General features: G+C 66.2%; 14 protein-coding genes. 7 read left to right on the top strand and 7 right to left on the bottom strand.

What is annotated here, in order from left to right; translation table 11 throughout:
- Nucleotides 1–99: 99 nt before the first annotated feature.
- From ACWDTS_RS00890 to ACWDTS_RS00865, 6 genes are all read right to left on the bottom strand, one after another.
- A complete protein-coding gene (locus ACWDTS_RS00890; RefSeq protein ID WP_450117349.1) occupies nt 100–1,143 on the bottom strand; it encodes a 2Fe-2S iron-sulfur cluster-binding protein in 1,044 nt (347 codons plus the stop codon).
- Nucleotides 1,144–1,214: 71 nt separating this feature from the next.
- Nucleotides 1,215–2,864, bottom strand: a complete 1,650-nt coding sequence (locus tag ACWDTS_RS00885; RefSeq protein WP_450117348.1) for a flavin-containing monooxygenase — start codon at nt 2,862–2,864, stop codon at nt 1,215–1,217.
- A gap of 73 nt (nt 2,865–2,937) precedes the next feature.
- A complete protein-coding gene (locus tag ACWDTS_RS00880) occupies nt 2,938–3,663 on the bottom strand; it encodes an SDR family NAD(P)-dependent oxidoreductase (protein ID WP_450108197.1) in 726 nt (241 codons plus the stop codon).
- Between the two features lie 28 nt (nt 3,664–3,691).
- Entirely contained in the window at nt 3,692–4,633 is a 942-nt protein-coding gene (locus ACWDTS_RS00875; protein ID WP_450117347.1) for an alpha/beta hydrolase, read from the bottom strand.
- Nucleotides 4,634–4,790: 157 nt separating this feature from the next.
- Nucleotides 4,791–5,609, bottom strand: a complete 819-nt coding sequence (locus tag ACWDTS_RS00870) for an SDR family NAD(P)-dependent oxidoreductase (protein ID WP_450117346.1) — start codon at nt 5,607–5,609, stop codon at nt 4,791–4,793.
- 96 nt (nt 5,610–5,705) lie between these two features.
- Nucleotides 5,706–7,082, bottom strand: coding sequence for an MFS transporter (locus tag ACWDTS_RS00865; RefSeq protein WP_450117345.1), 1,377 nt, complete (start codon nt 7,080–7,082; stop codon nt 5,706–5,708).
- 394 nt (nt 7,083–7,476) lie between these two features.
- On the opposite strand from ACWDTS_RS00865, the gene ACWDTS_RS00860 reads away from it, so the two are divergent.
- Nucleotides 7,477–8,502: a TetR/AcrR family transcriptional regulator gene (locus ACWDTS_RS00860; RefSeq protein ID WP_450117344.1), complete on the top strand. Its 1,026-nt coding sequence runs from the start codon at nt 7,477–7,479 to the stop codon at nt 8,500–8,502.
- Nucleotides 8,503–8,581: 79 nt separating this feature from the next.
- Here the strand turns inward: ACWDTS_RS00860 and ACWDTS_RS00855 are convergent, their stop codons facing one another.
- A complete protein-coding gene (locus ACWDTS_RS00855) occupies nt 8,582–9,652 on the bottom strand; it encodes a Zn-dependent alcohol dehydrogenase (RefSeq protein WP_450117343.1) in 1,071 nt (356 codons plus the stop codon).
- 561 nt (nt 9,653–10,213) lie between these two features.
- On the opposite strand from ACWDTS_RS00855, the gene ACWDTS_RS00850 reads away from it, so the two are divergent.
- Genes ACWDTS_RS00850 through ACWDTS_RS00825 form a run of 6 tightly spaced genes read left to right on the top strand, consistent with a single transcriptional unit; the run spans nt 10,214 to nt 17,804 of the window.
- Complete coding sequence (locus ACWDTS_RS00850) at nt 10,214–11,239, top strand: Rieske 2Fe-2S domain-containing protein (RefSeq protein WP_450117342.1); 1,026 nt, start codon at nt 10,214–10,216, stop codon at nt 11,237–11,239.
- Nucleotides 11,236–12,393 carry an acyl-CoA dehydrogenase family protein gene (locus ACWDTS_RS00845; RefSeq protein WP_450117341.1) on the top strand — a complete coding sequence of 386 codons (1,158 nt, stop codon included), beginning with the start codon at nt 11,236–11,238 and terminating at the stop codon, nt 12,391–12,393. The genes ACWDTS_RS00850 and ACWDTS_RS00845 overlap by 4 nt, the downstream gene beginning before the upstream one ends.
- 9 nt (nt 12,394–12,402) lie before the next feature.
- On the top strand, nt 12,403–13,485 hold the full coding sequence (locus tag ACWDTS_RS00840) for an acyl-CoA dehydrogenase family protein (protein ID WP_450117340.1): 1,083 nt from the start codon (nt 12,403–12,405) through the stop codon (nt 13,483–13,485).
- A complete protein-coding gene (locus ACWDTS_RS00835) occupies nt 13,482–14,291 on the top strand; it encodes an enoyl-CoA hydratase (RefSeq protein ID WP_450117339.1) in 810 nt (269 codons plus the stop codon). Before ACWDTS_RS00840 ends, ACWDTS_RS00835 begins: the two co-directional genes overlap by 4 nt.
- Nucleotides 14,288–15,862: a class I adenylate-forming enzyme family protein gene (locus ACWDTS_RS00830; RefSeq protein WP_450117338.1), complete on the top strand. Its 1,575-nt coding sequence runs from the start codon at nt 14,288–14,290 to the stop codon at nt 15,860–15,862. The genes ACWDTS_RS00835 and ACWDTS_RS00830 overlap by 4 nt, the downstream gene beginning before the upstream one ends.
- Before the next feature lie 43 nt (nt 15,863–15,905).
- Nucleotides 15,906–17,804: a flavin-containing monooxygenase gene (locus ACWDTS_RS00825; RefSeq protein ID WP_450117337.1), complete on the top strand. Its 1,899-nt coding sequence runs from the start codon at nt 15,906–15,908 to the stop codon at nt 17,802–17,804.
- Nucleotides 17,805–17,977 lie beyond the last annotated feature (173 nt).

The following is a 17,977-nucleotide window of genomic DNA, read 5'->3' as shown; positions in this document are numbered from 1 at the left end:
TGGTATAGAACAGATCTCACTCGAACGGGCCGTGATGGGGATCACTGTAGCCTTTGGCTGCGACAGCGTCAACACATCCGGCCCGTCGAGTGAACGGGGTCAGAACTCGATCTCGATCGGACCCGAGTCGGGACGTGCCTGGCATCCGAGGATGTACCCCTCGGCGATATCCGATGGGTCGAGGATGTCCGACTTCTCCATCACGACCTTCCCCGAAACCACTGTGCACGCGCAGGATCCGCACTCACCCGATCGGCAGGAGAACGGCACGTCGACACCGCGGTCGAGCAGTACATCGACGAGAGTGTTGCCGCTCGGCCACTCGAACCGATGCGACTCGCCGTCCAGGTGCACGACCGTCTCCACCGCAGAGGCGGGATCGTCGTCGACGAGCGGCGCGGGTGCTTCGAAGGGGTCCCCCGAAAGTGACACGAACACTTCCTGATGAAGGCGCTCCGCAGGAACATCTGCCGCTCGCACCCCGTCGGCGACGCCGTCCATGAACGGGGCGGGGCCACAGACGAACACCTCGCGAGAGGTGTGCTCCGCCGCCAGTGCCGCGAACCTCTCACGAGAAGGGATGCCGTGCACGTCGTCGAACCAGTAGTGGATCGTCAGACGGTCGTCGAACTTCGCGGCGTAGTCCTCGAGTTCGCGGTGGAAGATCACCGAGTCGCGGTCGCGATTGGCGTAGAAGAGAATGACCGACCGGTCGGACCGGAGCAGGGCCGTCTTCAGGATCGAGATGATCGGCGTGATGCCACTCCCTGCCGCGAACAGCAGGAAATCGCTCGTGAAATCCGCGGGCGTGAAGCGACCCGAGGGCGGCAGGACGGTGAGGGCATTGCCCGGTTCGACGTTGTCGCACAACCAGTTCGAACCGTAACCGCCGGCGGTTCGTTTGACGGTGACCTTCAACTCGTCGTCGATGCCGGGAGCGCTCGACAGCGAATACGACCGGGCGACATGTCCGGTGCGGTCGCTCGGTATCCGGACGGTCAGGAACTGGCCGGGTCGGTACACGAACAATTCACGGGAGTTCTTCGGCGTGCGCAGGACGATCGACTTCGAATCCGGGGTCTCTTCGATGACGTCGATGACGGTCAGTTCGTATCCGACACCGACGGTCTGCAAGGTGCTCACTCTCGGTCGCCTGCGCTCTCCGTTGACTACATTGTTCTCGTGAATTCGACTGCGTGAAAAGAAATCCGGACTCAGGGCAGGGGTACGCGCTGCTTCTTCTCGAACCCCGTGTACCCCTCGTCCGCAGCGCGGGTGCACCAGTCGGAATAGCGTTGGAAACCACCGACGTACATCAGCAGGGCCCGCGGCTTGCCGGGGATGTTCGCACCCGTGTACCAGGAGTCGGTACGGGAGTGCATCGTGCGCGAGGCAGCGGTGTCGACTTCGGCCGCCCACTCGCTCTCCTGCGCGAGGGTGGCGCCGAAGCGGGAGATCTCGTTCTCCTCGAGATGATCGATGGTCCGCAGGATCCAATCGACCTGCCACTCACCCGTGGTGATCATCTGCGCCAGGACGGAGGGGCTACCGGGGCCGTGCACCATGAACAGGTTCGGGAATCCGGCCGTCATCAGGCCGAAGACGGTCCTCGGTCCGTCGGCCCAGTGATCGGCGAGTCGCGCTCCGTCGACGCCGGTCACGTTCATCCTCAGCATCGAACCGGTCATCGCGTCGAAGCCGGTGGCGAAGATGATCACGTCGAGGTCGTACTCGGATTCACTGGTGCGAAGGCCCGACTCGGTGACCTCCTCGATGGGGTGGGCTCGTACGTCGACCAGGCTCACGTTGTCGCGGTTGAAGGTCTCGTAGTAGCCGGAGTCGATGCAGATCCGCTTGCCGCCGATCGGATAGGTCTTCGGGCACAGGAATTCTGCGGTCTCCGGGTCGTGGACGATGGACCGGATCTTGTTGCGCACGAACTCGGCGAGGATCTCGTTCGCCTTCGGGTCGCTGGAGGTATCGGTGAACGTCCGGATGAAGTCGAGTCCGTTCCGAGCGTTCCACGCGCGCTCCATGACTTCTTCGCGCTCCTCTTCGGTGTAGTCGAAGATCGAACGCTGCTCGGCGACATTGCTCATGAGCACTGCGCCGTGGGTGTCGAGGATCTGCTTGCGTCGCTCGGGATAGTTGGCCTTCCATTCCTGCTGGTATTCCGGATCCAGTTTCCGGTTGCGTGAGGGAAGGCTGAAGTTCGGGGTCCGTTGGAAGACCGTGAGGTGCTCGGCGACCGCAGCGACCTCGGGGGTGATCTGGATGCCGGTGGAACCGGTGCCGATCAGACCCACTCGCTTACCTGCGAGCTCGACGCCCTCCTTGGGCCACCGCGAGGTGTGGTACGCCTGACCGCGGAAACGGTCCAGGCCGGGCCAGTCGGGGACGTTGGAGACGTCGAGACTGCCGGTGGCCGCGATCACGTACTTGGCGACGAAGCGGTCGCCCGATGCGGTACCGACATGCCATTCGTCCGTGGACTCGTCGAAGGTCAGTGCGTCGACACGGGTCTCGAAACGGATGTCCTCGCGCAGGTCGAAGCGATCGGCGACGTGATTCGCGTATGCCTCGAGATCCGGCTGCGGCGAGAAGTGCTCCGACCACGACCATTCCTGCTGGAGATCGTCGTCGAAGGAGTACGAGTACTGCATGGACTCGATGTCCACGCGGGCGCCGGGGTAGCGGTTCCAGTACCAGGTGCCGCCCACACCGTCGCCTGCTTCCAGGCAGACGACCCGACGGCCCTGCTGACGGAGACGGTGCAGCGCGTACATTCCGCTGAATCCCGCGCCGATGACGACGACGTCGAAGCGTTCGGCGGTGCGGCCGGCTTCCGGGGTCGAGGTGGACATGTTCCTCCAAGGATCGGATCTGCTGCAGCGGCGCGGCGGGGCGCCTTGCTGAGGAGTTTGGGAGTGGAGACTGCTACCCGAGCAGGGAGCCGCCATCCGCGACGACGTCGGTGCCGTTGACGAAGGACGCGTCGTCCGAGGCGAGGAAGACCACGACGTTCGCGGTCTCCTGTGGGTCGGCCTGACGCTTGAGGCCGGTCGGGGTCTCGGCGGAGGCGGTCGTCGGCGACATGTCGGTGCGAATGTTGCCGGGCAGCACGGCATTCACCCGGATCTTCGACGGTTCGAGCTCGATCGCGGCGGTCCTCGTCAGTCCGCGCAGAGCCCACTTGGACATGCTGTACGCGCCGTGTCCTGCGTAGGACGTAGTTCCGGCGAGCGACGACACGTTGACGATCGATCCGCCACCTCGGGCACGCATCGCGGGGGTGACGGCCTGGATGCCGAGGAACGGTCCGTGCAGGTTGACGGCGAGGACCTTGTCGAGGTCGGCAACTGTCTCGTCCTCCAGCAACTGCTTGCGGTAGATCGCCGCATTGTTGACGAGGACGTCGAGCCCGCCGAACGTCGATTCGGCCAGCGCCACAGCGTCGGCCCAGTCTGCCTCGACCGTCACGTCGAGATGTGTGTAGACGACGGACTCGCCGAGGTCGTCGGCGACGGTCTTTCCCAGGTCGTCGAGAACGTCGCCGATCACGAGCGAGCAGCCTTCGCGTGCCAGGGTCCGAACGATCTGTTCGCCCTGTCCGCGTGCGCCACCGGTGACGATCGCGACCTTTCCTTCGAAGCGGTGCGGCATGATTCTCCGATTCCGGGATGCTCGTGGTTCAGCTGTTCAGTGCTCGCCGGATGGCGGCTGTGTAGTCGGCGTCGATCCGCTGGGAGATCGCAGCCTGCGGGAACACTCCGGACGATCCGTGGAACGTTCCGGGGTAGAGATGCAGCTCGGTCGCCACGCCTGCCTGCGTCAACCGCTGGGCGTAGTCGATCCCTTCGTCGCGGAGCGGATCGAAGGAGGTGACCGCGATGTAGGCCGGGGGCAACCCGCTGAGGTCGGCCGCCCGTGCGGGGGCGGCATATTCCGATGTCGTGCTCCGGTCGACGTCGGCCCCCAGGTAATGGTTCCAGCTGTCGATTCCGTTCTGCCGGTTCCACAACGGGGAATCGGTGTACTCGGTCGCAGAGGTCGTGAGCAGGCGGTCGTCGAGGACGGGGGAGTCCAGGGCCTGGAAGATCACCGTGGGACCGCCGGCGTCGCGGGCCTTGAGGGCGACTGCCGCGGCGAGGCCGGCGCCGGCGCTGATTCCGGCAAGGACGATCCGGGTCGGGTCGATTCCGAGGTCGTTGTCGCCGGCGACCCAGGTCAGGGCGTCGAAGGCGTCGTGGAACGGTGCGGGGAACGGGTGCTCCGGAGCGAGTCGATAGTTGACGGAGACCACCACCGCGTCCAGGTTCGCGGCGAGTGCCGACGGAACCCGGACATCGGTTGCGGCGTCACCGAAGACGAACCCGCCGCCGTGGAAGTAGACGATGCAGGGAAGTGTCTGTCCGGCGCGGCCTTCCGGACGGAACACGACGAGGTGGATGTCGGATCCGTCGGTTGCCGGTGCAGTCCGGCGATCCACTGCGACGCCTGCGGGCACCGCCGACATCGGATCTTCCGACTTCATCGAAAGGATCAGTGCGCGAGCTTTTTCCGCGTCGGCAACGTCGAGATCGGGGAGGAATCCCATCGTCGGCAGGTACTCGGGATCGACGGCGTAGGACATCGATTCCTCTCCTTGTGCACTAGGAACGAGCTTCCGGTCGACTGCGACCGGAACTGTGTGACGTGACCGCGATCACTGCGGCTGAGAGAACTGTAGCCATTGGCTACTTTCTCGTCAACCGTCAATTGTGTGCTGTCCGGAGCGGGCTTGCACGGACTCAGAACCCCGACATGTCGTACGGGTATTTGTTCGTGGCTCCGCCGTCGACGATCATCACCTGACCGGTGATCGTTCGGGCGAGGTCGCTCACCAGGAAGGCCAGGGCGCTCGCGACGTCGGCGGGCAGCGTCAACCGCTGCAGCGGTATCTGGGTGCGGGTGTTCTCGAGTGCCTCGGAGTCGAGGATCGCCGAGATCCGCGGTGTGACGACGAACCCGGGAGCCACCGCGTTGACGCGAATGCCGGAGGGCCCCAGCTCGATTGCTGCCGATCGAACCAATGAGCCGAGCGCCGCCTTGTAGGCGCCGTAGGCGGCGTGCACCGGAGAGCTGCCGATACCGGAGACCGACGAGACGAACGTGATGGACCCTTCGCCGCGGTAGCGCAACCGAGGACCGAAATGCCGGAGTGTGAGCACCGCATGGCGCAGGACGATGGACTCTTCCCAATGCCAGTCGTCGTCGCTGATGTCGAGCAAGGGTCCGTAGCGAGCCATGCCGATGACGTCCACGACGCCGTCGATCTCACCCACCCGCTCGGCCAACGCGGCCATGTCGGAGTTGTCGGTGGCATCGACCTGTTCCGGTGTGGCCGGGGGGCCGATCTCTGCGCACACCGCCTCGGCGCGGTCCCGATCCACGTCGACGACGATCACCTGGGCGCCGAGCTGGGCGAGGGCGTGAGAGACCTGCCGTCCCATCCCCTGCCCGCCGCCGAGTACGAGGTAACGGCGTTGAGTGAGCTCGAATCGACTGCGGTAGTCGATGATCCGGTCGCTGTCTGCGGGGCCGTGCGACGGTGCGGGATCCTGGGGCATGCGTACTCCGATCGAGAGAACAGGCGGCTCGGGGCCGAGGAGTCATGGGCGTGGCCCCGATGCGCGCGGGTGCATCGGGGCCACGATCGGTACGTGTCAGGCCATCTTCGGAGCCGGTGAAGGCTCCTCGACCGGATCCGCGTCGACGGATTCGGTGTCGCCTGTGATGAGCGAGGCTTCGGGTGCGGTGTTGCTGTTGCTGTTCGGCATGGTGGCGATCACCACGATGCCCAGGAGAGCTGCAGCGCCGACGACACCGGAGGCGGCGTAGAGATTCCCCGTGATCGCGGTGAATTTCCCTGCGAGATAGGGGCCGAGGCCTCCACCGATCGCCGAGCCGAGACCGAATCCGATGGCAGCGCCCGTGTAGCGGACCGCGGCAGGGAAGGCCGACGTGAGCGTCGCGTAGACGGGGACGGCGGAGGCTCCGGCCAGTCCGACGAGGAGCATGTGACCGGCAGCGGTGACGATCAGGTTTCCGCCGGTGGCCTTCATGAAGTACATGATCGGGAACATCGTGACCAGAATCGTGCCCAGCCCGATGATCATGGTGTTCCTGCGGCCGGTCCTGTCGATCAGGAAGCCGGCGCCGAAGCCGATGACGATCGCGAAGGTCGATCCGGCGGTGGCGATCCAGGCGGTGACGCCCGGGGCCATATCGACCTCCTGCTGCAGGAACAGCGGCATGTATGCCGGAACCACGTACCCGATCGCGAGTACCGAGGTGCTGAGTGCGATCACTCGGAGCAACGTCGCGGGGTACCGCGTGACAACCGAACGCACGGGGGAGGACTGAACCTTGTGCGTACCGGCGAGTTCCTGGAAATCGGGCGATTCCTCCAGTCGCTTGCGCAGATACAGCACGTACAGCATCAACGGCAGCGACATCAGGAGCGGGATCCGCCAGCCCCAGTCGGCCATCGTCTCTTCGGAAGTCAGGGAGGTGGTGAGGGCGACGGCCAGGGGAGCGAGGGCACTGCCGAATGCGAATCCCACCGGGGTCATCGCACTCAGGATGCCGTAGTTCTTGGCGGAAGCGTGTTCGGTGACGAACGTGGCCGAACCCATCTGTTCGCCGCCGGCGAAGAATCCCTGCAGCATACGAGTGAGTACGAGCAGGACCGGGGCCACGATTCCGACGCCGGCGTGCGTCGGCAGGAGACCCATGAGGATGGTGGCACCGCCCATGCCGGAGATCGTGAGGATCAGCGCGAAGCGACGACCGTATCGGTCACCGATCCGGCCGAAGACGACGCCGCCGATGGGGCGTGCGAGGAATCCGGTGCCGAGAACCGCGAGCGAGCTCAGGATTCCGGCCGCGGGGTTGTCGCTGGGAAAGAACAGCGGCGACAGATAGGCGATGAGAAAAGTGAAGACCATGAAGTCGTAGGCTTCGACGGCAGTTCCGAAGAAGCCTGCGAGCGACGCCTTGCGGACCAGGTTTCGCGCAGGCGCGATCTCGGGTGAGTTCATATCGATCCTGTTCGGTTGTGTCCTCCGGTGTACTCACCGAGGAAAGTTCGGTTCCGACTCGTTGCAGGCGGGTCTCGTGAGCGGACCGCGCAGATGTCGAGGCCTCCGCGACGACGGAGGCGCATGTACTTCCGATTCACGTTCGACGGACCTCGGCGACCGCCTGCAGTCGTGCCGGGCCACCGCCGACCCAGTGACTGTCGTCACAGTAGCCATTGGCTACGTCTGCGTCAATATGGGTGCGCGAGTTGTTCGACCCGATGGGATGACACGGCCTGGGAGATCCGCAAGGATGGGATGCGACATCGGAACACCGATCCGTCACCGCCGGTGCCGGCATTCGGATTCGCCACGCGAATCTTCCTGTCGCCGATCATGATAGGGTCTGCGTCATATGGAGCACCTCAGTAAGGCCGCCGCCCTCGCCGACGACGTCTGGACCACGCCGCAGGTGGCGAGCTTCCTGGGTATCAGTCGTCAGGCGATCAACAAGCGTGTCCGGAGCCGGAAGATGCTCGGATATGCGGGCGACGGGGTGACGCTCTTTCCGGTGTGGCAGTTCGACACGGAGAATCACAGGATCCACCCCGAGGTCCCGGAGCTCCTCGCGGCTTTCGACGAGAAGATCGAACCTGCTGCCATCGCCCTGTGGGCGATCACGAAGGTCGACGGATTCGATCTGACGCCGGCCGAGCTGCTGCTGGACCCTGACACCGAGGACGACGTGCTGCGGTTGGCCGGCACCTACACGGCCGACTCGATCGAGGAGAATCCGGCGCTGCAGGTCGAGACCGACTCCGAGTCTGCGAAGAAGGTCGCAGAGTGGAGGCCGACCCGCCCGGGTACGTCCGGAGCGCAGGAGGCCATCCTTCTCGCCGCCGCGGACCTCTTCGCACGCAAGGGTCCTGCGAAGGTGACGCTCCGGGAGGTCGCCGCTGCCGCGGATGTGTCGTACGGGCTGATCCACCGCTTCTATCGCACCAAGGAGAACCTGCTGGTGGCGGTGATGGAGTTGCTGGTCGGCTACGGCGGCGACCGTCTGTCCGCAGAGAAGGACGCCTACGACGCGATCGACAATTCCATCGGCGCCGATCTCGACTCCGGTCAGTTCGGCCGGATGCTGATGTGGTCGATCTTCGAGGGTATCGAGCCGGACCGGTTGCTCGGCGAAGCGCGTTCGCGTGGCTACCGCCAGCACATCGAGGCGCTGTGGAAGAACCCCACTCCGCCGCAGGTCCGGGATGAATTCGATCCGAGTGTGCTGGCGGCGCTGATCGGTGTGGTCGGCTCGGTGTGGGATCTGTACGAGCCGTACATGATCGAGCTCTCCGACAAGCGGTGGCGTAGCCGGGAAGATCTTCGGCAGGAAGTCACCGAGTTGCTCAAGCTCCTCGTCTACGCCGCACGCCCGAACCGGTAGAGTGTAGAGCGCATCGACGAATTCGAAACAGGCGGAAGGCCGCTCGGCCCTCCGCCTGTTCCTCTGATCGGGGTCGTTCTCAGGACGGCATCAGCAGCACACCGCGGTCGAGTTTTCCGTTTCGGGCGTCGTCCACGAGGGACTCGAAGTTCTCCAGCTCGTAGGTCTCGGTGACGAGCTCGTCGAGGAGGAGTCGGCCGGATCGGTACATCTCCACGTACTTCGGGATGTCCGCGCCCGGGCGTGACGAACCGTAGCGGCATCCCAGCACCGAGCGGTCCATGTAGAAGGTGGTGGCCGGGACCGACAGCTTGGCCTCGGGTCCGGCGACGCCGAGCATGGTCAGCTGCCCGCCCCAGTCGAGCATCTCCATCGCCTGACTGGTGATGGCTTCCCCACCGACGCAGTCGAAGACGTGCGTGGCACCGCCGTCGGTGAGCTCCCGGATCGCGGCGACGGTGTCGCCGGCGGTCGCGTCGACGAAATGGGTGGCACCGAACAGGCCGGTCTTCGGCTCCTTGTCCGGGTTCGTGTCGATGGCGACGATCGTCGTGGCGCCCGCGATGCGGGCGGCCTGGATGACGTTGAGGCCGATGCCGCCGGCGCCGATGACGACCACCGAGTCGCCGGGGGCGACACGGGCACGGTTGAACACCGCTCCGGCGCCGGTCAGCACCGCGCAACCGATCAGGCATGCCGTCGACAGCGGGACGTCCTTCGAGATCGGCACTGCCTGACCGGCCTTGACGACGATGCGCTCGGCGAAGGTCGAGAGGGCCGCGTAGTTGTGGATCGGCGTGCCGTCGAGTTCGAAGGGGGTCTCGCGGTTGCCGAACGACTCGCGGCACATCGTGGGACGTCCGGAGGTGCATGCGGCGCACTGACCGCAGGTCGCCAGCGTCGACAGTACGACGTGGTCGCCGACGGCGGGCGTGCTCACCCCCGGCCCGACGGCCTCGACGATGCCGGCGCCCTCGTGGCCGAGGATGACGGGGGTGGGGAACGGGATCTTGCCGTTGACGACGCTCAGGTCGCTCTGGCACAGGCCGCTCGCGACGATACGAACCTGGACTTCACCGGGGCCGGGGTCGCGGACGGTGACACCGTCGACCAGCTTGTTGTCGGTGCCGTCGTAGACGATCGCTTTCACTTTCTCGACCTCGCTGTCCTGGGGAGCCCGCCCCGCACGGTGCGCGCGGACGCGACGAGTGACGGGCGGGAAACGAAGGGGTGCTGGGGGAATCCGGCCGCCGCGGTGGCGCCGGTATCGACGCTGGTGATGCTAGGGGCGGTGGGCTCCGAGCGTCAAGCATGCGAGTGGTCGACGGGACAGGGGTCGCAGCGCGCCGGCATCGAGCCGGGTCAGCACATTCCGGGATAGGGAGACGCACTGTGGCCACTGGCTACAGGCAGTTCTCCTCGGGGTCCGACTGCACCCGTTCTCACCTGCGAAAAAGAAGAATTTCCGAGGAGCTGTTGACGTCAACGTAGCCGCTGGCTACAGTGATGCCAGTCACGACGCGGGATCGCGGTGAACCGGGTCTCCCGGTGCGGCGCCCTGCGTCGAACCCCGACGAAGGGGCGTGCCGACGCATGCCTGTCGGTGTGCGGTCCACGAAAACCCTTGTTGTCGAACGTCTTCTGCGCAGGTGCCGAAAGCGCTTCTGTTGCAACAGTTCAGGAGGATGAATTGTCACCCATGGCGTTATCGATGAAGCCGACGGGGTGGTTCCAGATCGGATGGTCCACCGAGCTCGACGCCGGTGACGTGAAGCCACTGCGTTACTTCGGTCAGGACCTGGTCGCCTACCGCACCCGGAGCGGCCGCTTGGTGGTTCTCAACGCCTACTGCGAGCACCTCGGCGCCCACCTCGGCCACGGCGGCACCGTCTCCGGCGACGACATCCGCTGCCCCTTCCACGGCTGGGAATGGAGCCCCGAAGGCCGCAACACCTGCATCCCGTACCAGAAGGCCACCAACCGCGTCCGCAAGATCGGTACCTGGACTGCCGCAGAACGCGACGGCGTCATGTACCTCTGGCACGACGCGGAAGGCCGCGCCCCGCTGTACGACGTGCCCAGTCTCTTCGACCTGTTCCCCGGCGCCGGCTCCGCCGACGACTACCACGAACCGGGCGAGACCGGCCGCTTCGAGAGCGCGGCCTTGCCGATCCACCCGCAGTACGCCTCCGAGAACGGCGTCGACTTCGCCCACTTCAAGTACGTCCACCGCGCCGACGAGATCCCCACCGTCGTCCACCGCGAATTCGGTGACAACACCTTCCGCACCGAACTGGCCCTGAACTTCAAGCGCCGCAACGCCGACGGCTCCTTCGAGCTCGTCGAAGGGCGCACCCGCGCGACACTGCTGGGCGTCGGGCTCGGCTACTCCTACGCCGACGGCGTCGGCGCCATCTGCTCGCTGACCGCGGTCACGCCCGTCGACGACGAAACCTCGATCCTCCGGTTCACCGCCTGGGCCAGCAAGGAGGACGGAGAGGGCGCCGACCGCGTCGCCAAGCGCCAGCGCAGCGCGGTGGAGCAGCTGAAGGCCGACATCGCCATCTGGGAACACCAGCGCTACACCGAGCCGCCCGGACTCGCGACCGCCGAAGCCGCGGGCTTCCGCGACATCCGCAAGTGGGCCCGCCGCTTCTACCCCGAAGGTCACCTCGGAAACGGTGCTGCCGAGCAGACCGCAGGCACCGACGAACGCCAGGCAGGAACCACCTCATGAGACCGACTCTGACCGAAGAACACGAGGCCTGGCGCGCCGAGATCCGAGAATTCCTCGACGCCGAGCTGCCGAAGGAACACGCCTTCAACCCCGAGTTCGACGACGCACCCGAACAGTGGGCCATCGCAGTTGAATTCAGCAAGAAGATCGCCGCCAAGGGATGGATCGGCCTGACCTGGCCGAAGAAGTACGGCGGCAAGGGGCTGTCCCCGATCTCGAATCAGATCTTTCTCGAGGAGCTGTACGCGGCCGACGCGCCCCTGATCAACTCCGTCGGCATCTTCCTCGCCGCCGGCACCATCCTGGTGGGTGGCACCGAGGAGCAGAAGAAGCGGCTGCTGCCCGACATCGCGAACATGCGCACCCTCTGGGCCGAGGGGCTGACCGAACCCGGCGCCGGTTCCGATCTCGGCTCCCTGCGGACCAAGGCCGTCAAGGACGGGGACGAGTGGGTCATCACCGGCGAGAAGGCATTCACCTCCTGGGGACCGATGTCGGACGTGCTGTACGTGGCCGCCCGCACCGACCCCGAGGCGAGCCTGAGTGCCGGCGTCAGCATCTTCGTCGTCGACCTGAACAGCCCCGGCGTCACCCTGCACCCGATGCGCAACTACGGCGGCGGCGTCCAGTCCAGCACCTTCCTCGACCACGTCCGTGTGTCGGCGTCCTCGCTGATCGGTGAAGAGGGCAAGGGCTGGCAGTACATCATGCGCGCCTTCTACGCGTCGGGGACCGTCGAGCCGATCTACGCGATGCAGGAGGCCCGGCTGCGCGACCTGATCGAGTACTGCAAGGCGATCCCGGGCAAGCTCGACGACCCGCACGTGAAGGCCGACCTGGCCGAACTCGCTGCCATCGTGCAGACCCAGCGCCTGCTCGCCTACGAGATCATCGGCGACAACGCCCACGGCCGCCAGACTCCCTGGGGCGGTGGCGTGCAGCAGGTCGCCGCCAAGGAGTACGAACCGCTGTTCGCCCAGATCTACGACCGGGTGCTCGGCCCGACCAGCCAACTGCGGTCGGGATCGTCGTACGCCCCCCTCAACGGAAAGCCCGAGGCGTGGTACCGGCAGTCCTTCGCCAACCACGCCGGAGGAACGTCCCAACTCAAGCGGATGGTGCTCGCGACGCGGGGCCTCGGCCTGCCCCGATAGGAGCTGAAGATGGAATTGGCATGGGGCGAGGACTTCGCCGCCCTCGCAGATGTGAGCAAGTCGGTGTTCGCGCGGTACTCGCCGCTGGAGGACCGATCCAACACTGTTCCGTTCGCGGACCAGGTCGCACAGTTCGCCGAACTGGGCTGGCTGCAACTCGGTGACCCGACCGGCGCCGACGCCGACAGCCCGTCGCTCGCGACGATCGCCGGCATCTTCGTCGAGGCGGGACGGGCGCTGGCCGCCACTCCGCTGCTCGAGCTGACGATGTCCCGCGACGCCGCGCTGGTGATCGGCACCGACGAGGCGTCGAGCCTCGCCAAGCGCATCGGCAACGGTGAGGCCGTGGTGGTCCCGGTGTTCCCGTCCCCCGAGTGGGGCTCGGCGGTGACGTACGAGAACGGCACGCTCGACGGCGTTGCGCTGGCCGTGGACCACGCCGGCGACGCAGACAGCTTCCTCGTGTACGCAACCGGTCGGGAAAGCGTTGTGGCAGTGGTGGAGTCGAGCTCCGCGTCCGCTGTCGAAGCGATGCCGAACATGGGCGGGTACCCGATGTTCGCGGTTACGTTCGACAACGTGCCGGTGGCCGATGGTGCCGTGCTGGCCCGCGGCGGCGACGCCGACCGCGCCGTCGAGGTCGCCGAGCAGCGCGGAGCGGTGCTGCGCGCCGCGCAGCTCTACGGTGCCGGACTGAAGCTGCTCGACATCACCGTGCTGTACGCGCAGCAGCGGCACCAGTTCGGCGGGCCGATCGGCCGCTTCCAGGCAGTGCAGTACCTGTGCACCGACCTCGCGATCGCTGCGCACTTCACGTCCGTGCACGCCCGGTCGGCCGCTGCCGCCCTCGACGCCGGCCTCGATCCGCAGCCCCACATCGGTTTGATGCGTAAGCAGGCGGCGAAGGCCGCGCAGGAGATCGTCCACTCGGCGCACGAGGTCCATGCCGGCATCGGGTACATGATCGAGTCGAACGTGCACCTGTTCACCGACGCCGCCAAGCGTTGGCAGTTCGATTTCGGTTCTGCGGCACGCAACGACGCCGACATCGTCGAGGCGCTCGACCGCATCTACACCGGGACCGGCCGATGAGCTACATCGACTACCGCGTCGACGACGCCGTCGCCGTCATCAGCCTGAACCGTCCGGAGCAGCACAACGCCCAGGACGCCTCCCTGCTGCAGGACCTCGACGCCCGGTGGCAGCAGGCCGCCCGTGACGACGCGGTCAGGGTGATCGTCGTGCGCGCCAACGGCGACAACTTCTCCGCCGGCCACGATCTGAAGACCCCGGCCCCGGGGTATTTCAAGGAGGGCAAGACGACCCTCGAGAGTGCCTACGGCTGGGAGACCGAGCACTACCTCGGCTTCTCCCGCAAGTGGCGCGACGTGCCGAAGCCGTCGATCGCCGCGGTCCAGGGCGCCTGCGTCGCCGGGGCTCTCAACGTCATCTGGCCGTGCGATCTGATCGTCGCTGCCGACAACACCTATTTCAGCGACCCCGTCGTGAAGTTCGGTGTCGGTGGCGTCGAATATCACGCGCACACCTGGGAACTCGGCGCGCGCCGCGCCAAGGAGATGCTGTTCACGGCCCGCAGGCTCACCGCGACCGAGGCGTTCGCCGCCGGCATGGTGAACCGCGTGGTCCCGCTCGACGAACTCGACACGCAGACCATGGATCTCGCGCGGGAGATCGCGCAGATGGACCCGTGGGGACTGGCCACCGCCAAGCGTGCCGTCAACCAGACCCTCGACATCATGGGTCAGCAGGCAGCATTGCAGTCGGCCTTCGACATCCACTGGCACGGGCACTCGAATGCCCTGTTGCGCACCGGATATCCGCTCTTGACACCCGGCCCGCTTCCGTCGGAGGCGAAGACGAAGGAGGAGAACTCGTGAACTCGGACATCGCGCCGAAGGACGCAGTCTCCCTGTGGGATCTGCTGGCCCTGCGGGCCCAGAACACCGGCGATGCCGTCGCCCTCATCGATGAGCACGATCGCCGCGCGACCTTCGCCGAGGTCCTCGCCACGGCCGAACGTGTCGCGGCCGGCCTGCTGGCCCGCGGGATCGAACCCGGCTCCACGGTGAGCTGGCAGCTGCCCACCCGCATCGAGACCGTCGTGCTCAGCCTGGCGCTGTCGCGTCTCGGCGTGACCCAGAACCCGATCATTCCGCTCTACCGGGCACGTGAGGTCGGGGCGATGCTGTCCCAGTGCGAGTCGCAATGGCTGATCACCCTGGGGGAGTTCCGCGGTTTCGACCACGGCGCCATGGCCGAGGAGTTGCGTGTTGCGAGCGGTGACCGCCTGAACCTGCTGATCGTCTCCTCCGAGCTGCCCGACGGCGACCCGGCCACCCTTCCTCCCGCGCCGGTCGGCCGCGACGAGGTGCGCTGGATCTACACGACCTCCGGAACGACGTCGGCGCCCAAGGGTGTCTGCCACACCGACGGCACGCTCATCGCCGGCGGCGTCTCCCTCGCCGACGCCATCGGGGCGACTGCCGAGGACGTCGGCACCATCTTCTTCCCGTACGCGCACATCGGCGGTCCCGACCTGCTGATCGCCTCGCTGACCACCGGTATGTCGCTGGCCCTCATGGAGGTCTACGAGCCGGGCGCCGCGGTGGACCTGATGCGTCGTGCGGGCGTGACCATCACCGGTGGCTCGACCCCGCACTACGCCATGCTGCTCGAGGAACAGCGGAAGAATCCGGGCGCACGGGTGGTCCCGACCCTGCGCATGCTGACCGGCGGCGGAGCTCCCATGCCGGAGAAGCTGTTCCGGGACGTGCTCACCGAGATGGGTATCCCGATCCTGCACGCCTACGGCATGACCGAGTGCCCGATGATCACCTCGGCACGGATGAGCGACAGCATCGAGCAACTGGCCACCACCTCCGGACGTCCCGTGCTCGGCTGCGAGGTGCAGATCCGCACCGAGGACGACGACGTGCTGCCCACCGGCGAGGTGGGCCGGGTGTGGCTGCGAGGCCCGATGTTGTTCAAGGAGTACCGCGCCGACGGCGAGATCATCCGTCCCTTCGACGCCGAGGGCTGGATGTTCACCGGCGACACCGGAAAGCTCGAGGCGGAGGGTCACCTGGTCCTCGTCGGCCGGGAGAAGGACCTGATCATCCGCAAGGGCGAATCGATCAGCCCCACCGAGATCGAAGAGGTGCTCGCTGCGCACACTGCGGTCGCGGATGTCGCCGTGATCGGCCTGCCCGACGACAGGTCGGGTGAGCGCATCTGCGCAGTGCTGCAGTTGCACGAGGGCGCGGCCGATCTCGGCGTCGACGAGGTCCGCGCGTACTGCCGGGAGGCCGGCATCTCGCCGGCGAAGTTCCCCGAGGACGTCGTGATCGTCTCGGAGATGCCGAAGACCCCGACGATGAAGATCCGTAAGCAGCACCTCCGGCAGGCCGTCATCGACCAGCGGGCCCTGTCCGGCGCGGCCGTCGACTGACACGGCCCCGTGCCCGCCCCGAAACCGAGAATTGGAAGTTCCCATGCCAGGACGTAGCTTCATAGAGCGCGCCGTCGAGTGCGCCGACACCAATGCGTTGCGGATGGCGCTGTACCAGGCGACCCGCGACGCGGAGATCGCCGCGATCACCCCCGAACGCGTCTTCGGTCCGACCACGGACGCGATCGTGTTCTCCGACGAGGACACCGCACTCATCCGGGCGAAGGCCGTCGAATACCTGCTCACCGAGCCGGACGAGTCGACGCTGCCGGTCCCGTCCCGGGACGAGGTCGTCGAGCTGCTCGAGATGGCGGAAGCCCGCACCCTCGGACCCGACGACCTGATCATGCGTCACAAGATCCCGGCCTTCTCGCACATGCCCTATCAGGCGGAATGGCACGGGGAGAAGGCGATTCCCGAGGGCTACCACGTCGCGATCGTCGGTGCCGGCTTCGCCGGTGTCGCCATGGGTGTGCAGCTGGCCACCCTCGGCGTCCCGTTCACGATCTACGAGCGTCGCGCCGAGGTCGGCGGGGTGTGGAGCATCAACACCTACCCCGACGTCCGTGTCGACACCGTGAGCTTCACCTACGAGTACGCCTTCGAGAAGAAGTACCCGTGGACCGAATACTTCGCCCGCCAGTCCGACGTGCGCGCGTACATCGACCATGTGGCACGCAAATACGGTGTGTACGAGCACATCCGGTTCGGGTCCGACGTCACGGAGGCCCGTTTCGACGAGGCGACGCAGCGCTGGACACTGACCGTGCAGGGCGAGGAGTCCGTCACCGAGGTCGAAGCGAACGTGGTGGTCGCCGCCAGCGGTGTGTTCGCGACGCCGCGCGAGCTCTCGGTGGAGGGCGTCTCCGACTTCACCGGCCGGATCGTGCACACCGCCCGGTGGAGCGAGGACGTCGAGTACGCAGGCAAGAAGGTCGCCGTGATCGGCAACGGCTCGACCGGCGTGCAGCTGCTGTCGAAGATCGCCGAGAAGGCCGAATCCGTCACGGTGTATCAGCGCACACCGCAGTGGATCTCGCCGCGAACCAACTACGGGGTGCCGATCTCCGACGAGCTGCAGTGGCTGATCCGGAAGATGCCGTTCTACTGGAACTGGAACAAGTACGTCGCCGGCCTGGCCACGATCGACCTGCGCAACGTGCTCATGCCGGACGAGGAGTGGATCGCGAACGGCGGGCAGATCAGCAAGCGCAACGACATGCTGCGCGAGATCCTGGTCGGCTACATCTCGGCCCAGGTCGACGGCAGGCAGGATCTCATCGACAAGCTGATCCCGGACTACCCGCCCATGACGCGGCGTCCGGTGGTCGACAACAACTGGTACGCCTCGCTGACCAGGAACAACGTCGAGCTCGTCACAACTCCGATCGAGCGGATGACCGACACCGCGATCGTCACTGCCGACGGGGAGACCCGCGAGACGGAACTGGTCATTGCCGCGGTCGGTTTCCAGACGGAGAAGTACATCTGGCCGACGCAGTACTTCGGCCTCGGCGGGGTGACTCTCGAAGACGTCTGGACCGCGCAGGGTGCGCAGGCGCACCTCGGCATGACCGTACCCGGCTTCCCGAACATGTTCATGCTGTACGGACCGAACTCGCAGCCGGTGGCCAGTGGTGCGGGCCTGCCGGTGTGGTTCGAGGTCTGGACCGGCTACATCGCCGAGTGCATCGTGGGAATGCTCGAGAAGGGCCGGGCGTCGATGGTCATCCGCAAGGACGCCTTCGACGAGTACAACGAGCAGTTGCACGAAGAGGCCAAGAAGCTCATCTACCTGATGCCGAACTCGGCGATGGAGAAGAACTACTACGTCAACGAGTTCGGTCGGCTGCAGATGAACGCACCGTGGAGCGGCGAGAAGTACTACGAACTGTGCGAGAAGCCGGACGAGTCGCACTTCGAATTCACGGACGCGCAATAGCACGTCTGCCTCCGGGTGGCCGAGCGAGCCCGAACCGACTGTGCCGGAACCGCATACGGTATCCGCTGGCGACACAGGCGGTTCGGGCTCGCGTGCTCGTGCGGTCGTACGCGGTGTGCTCGTTCTCCGGGTGCGCCGACTCCGGTCGATCGAGTCCGTGCCGGAATTCGTCG

The organism is Rhodococcus sp. NPDC003383, assembly GCF_053589115.1.
Note: the sequence above shows the minus strand (reverse complement) of the source record. Positions and strands in the feature narration are given on the sequence as shown.

Bases quoted from the DNA above. Each gene is read 5' to 3' on its own strand.
- ACWDTS_RS00885 (WP_450117348.1), bottom strand. From the start codon at position 2,864: ATGTCCACCTCGACCCCGGAAGCCGGCCGCACCGCCGAACGCTTCGAC.
- ACWDTS_RS00880 (WP_450108197.1), bottom strand. From the start codon at position 3,663: ATGCCGCACCGCTTCGAAGGAAAGGTCGCGATCGTCACCGGTGGCGCA.
- ACWDTS_RS00875 (WP_450117347.1), bottom strand. From the start codon at position 4,633: ATGTCCTACGCCGTCGATCCCGAGTACCTGCCGACGATGGGATTCCTC.
- ACWDTS_RS00870 (WP_450117346.1), bottom strand. From the start codon at position 5,609: ATGCCCCAGGATCCCGCACCGTCGCACGGCCCCGCAGACAGCGACCGG.
- ACWDTS_RS00865 (WP_450117345.1), bottom strand. From the start codon at position 7,082: ATGAACTCACCCGAGATCGCGCCTGCGCGAAACCTGGTCCGCAAGGCG.
- ACWDTS_RS00860 (WP_450117344.1), top strand. From the start codon at position 7,477: ATGGAGCACCTCAGTAAGGCCGCCGCCCTCGCCGACGACGTCTGGACC.
- ACWDTS_RS00850 (WP_450117342.1), top strand. From the start codon at position 10,214: ATGAAGCCGACGGGGTGGTTCCAGATCGGATGGTCCACCGAGCTCGAC.
- ACWDTS_RS00845 (WP_450117341.1), top strand. From the start codon at position 11,236: ATGAGACCGACTCTGACCGAAGAACACGAGGCCTGGCGCGCCGAGATC.
- ACWDTS_RS00840 (WP_450117340.1), top strand. From the start codon at position 12,403: ATGGAATTGGCATGGGGCGAGGACTTCGCCGCCCTCGCAGATGTGAGC.
- ACWDTS_RS00835 (WP_450117339.1), top strand. From the start codon at position 13,482: ATGAGCTACATCGACTACCGCGTCGACGACGCCGTCGCCGTCATCAGC.
- ACWDTS_RS00825 (WP_450117337.1), top strand. From the start codon at position 15,906: ATGCCAGGACGTAGCTTCATAGAGCGCGCCGTCGAGTGCGCCGACACC.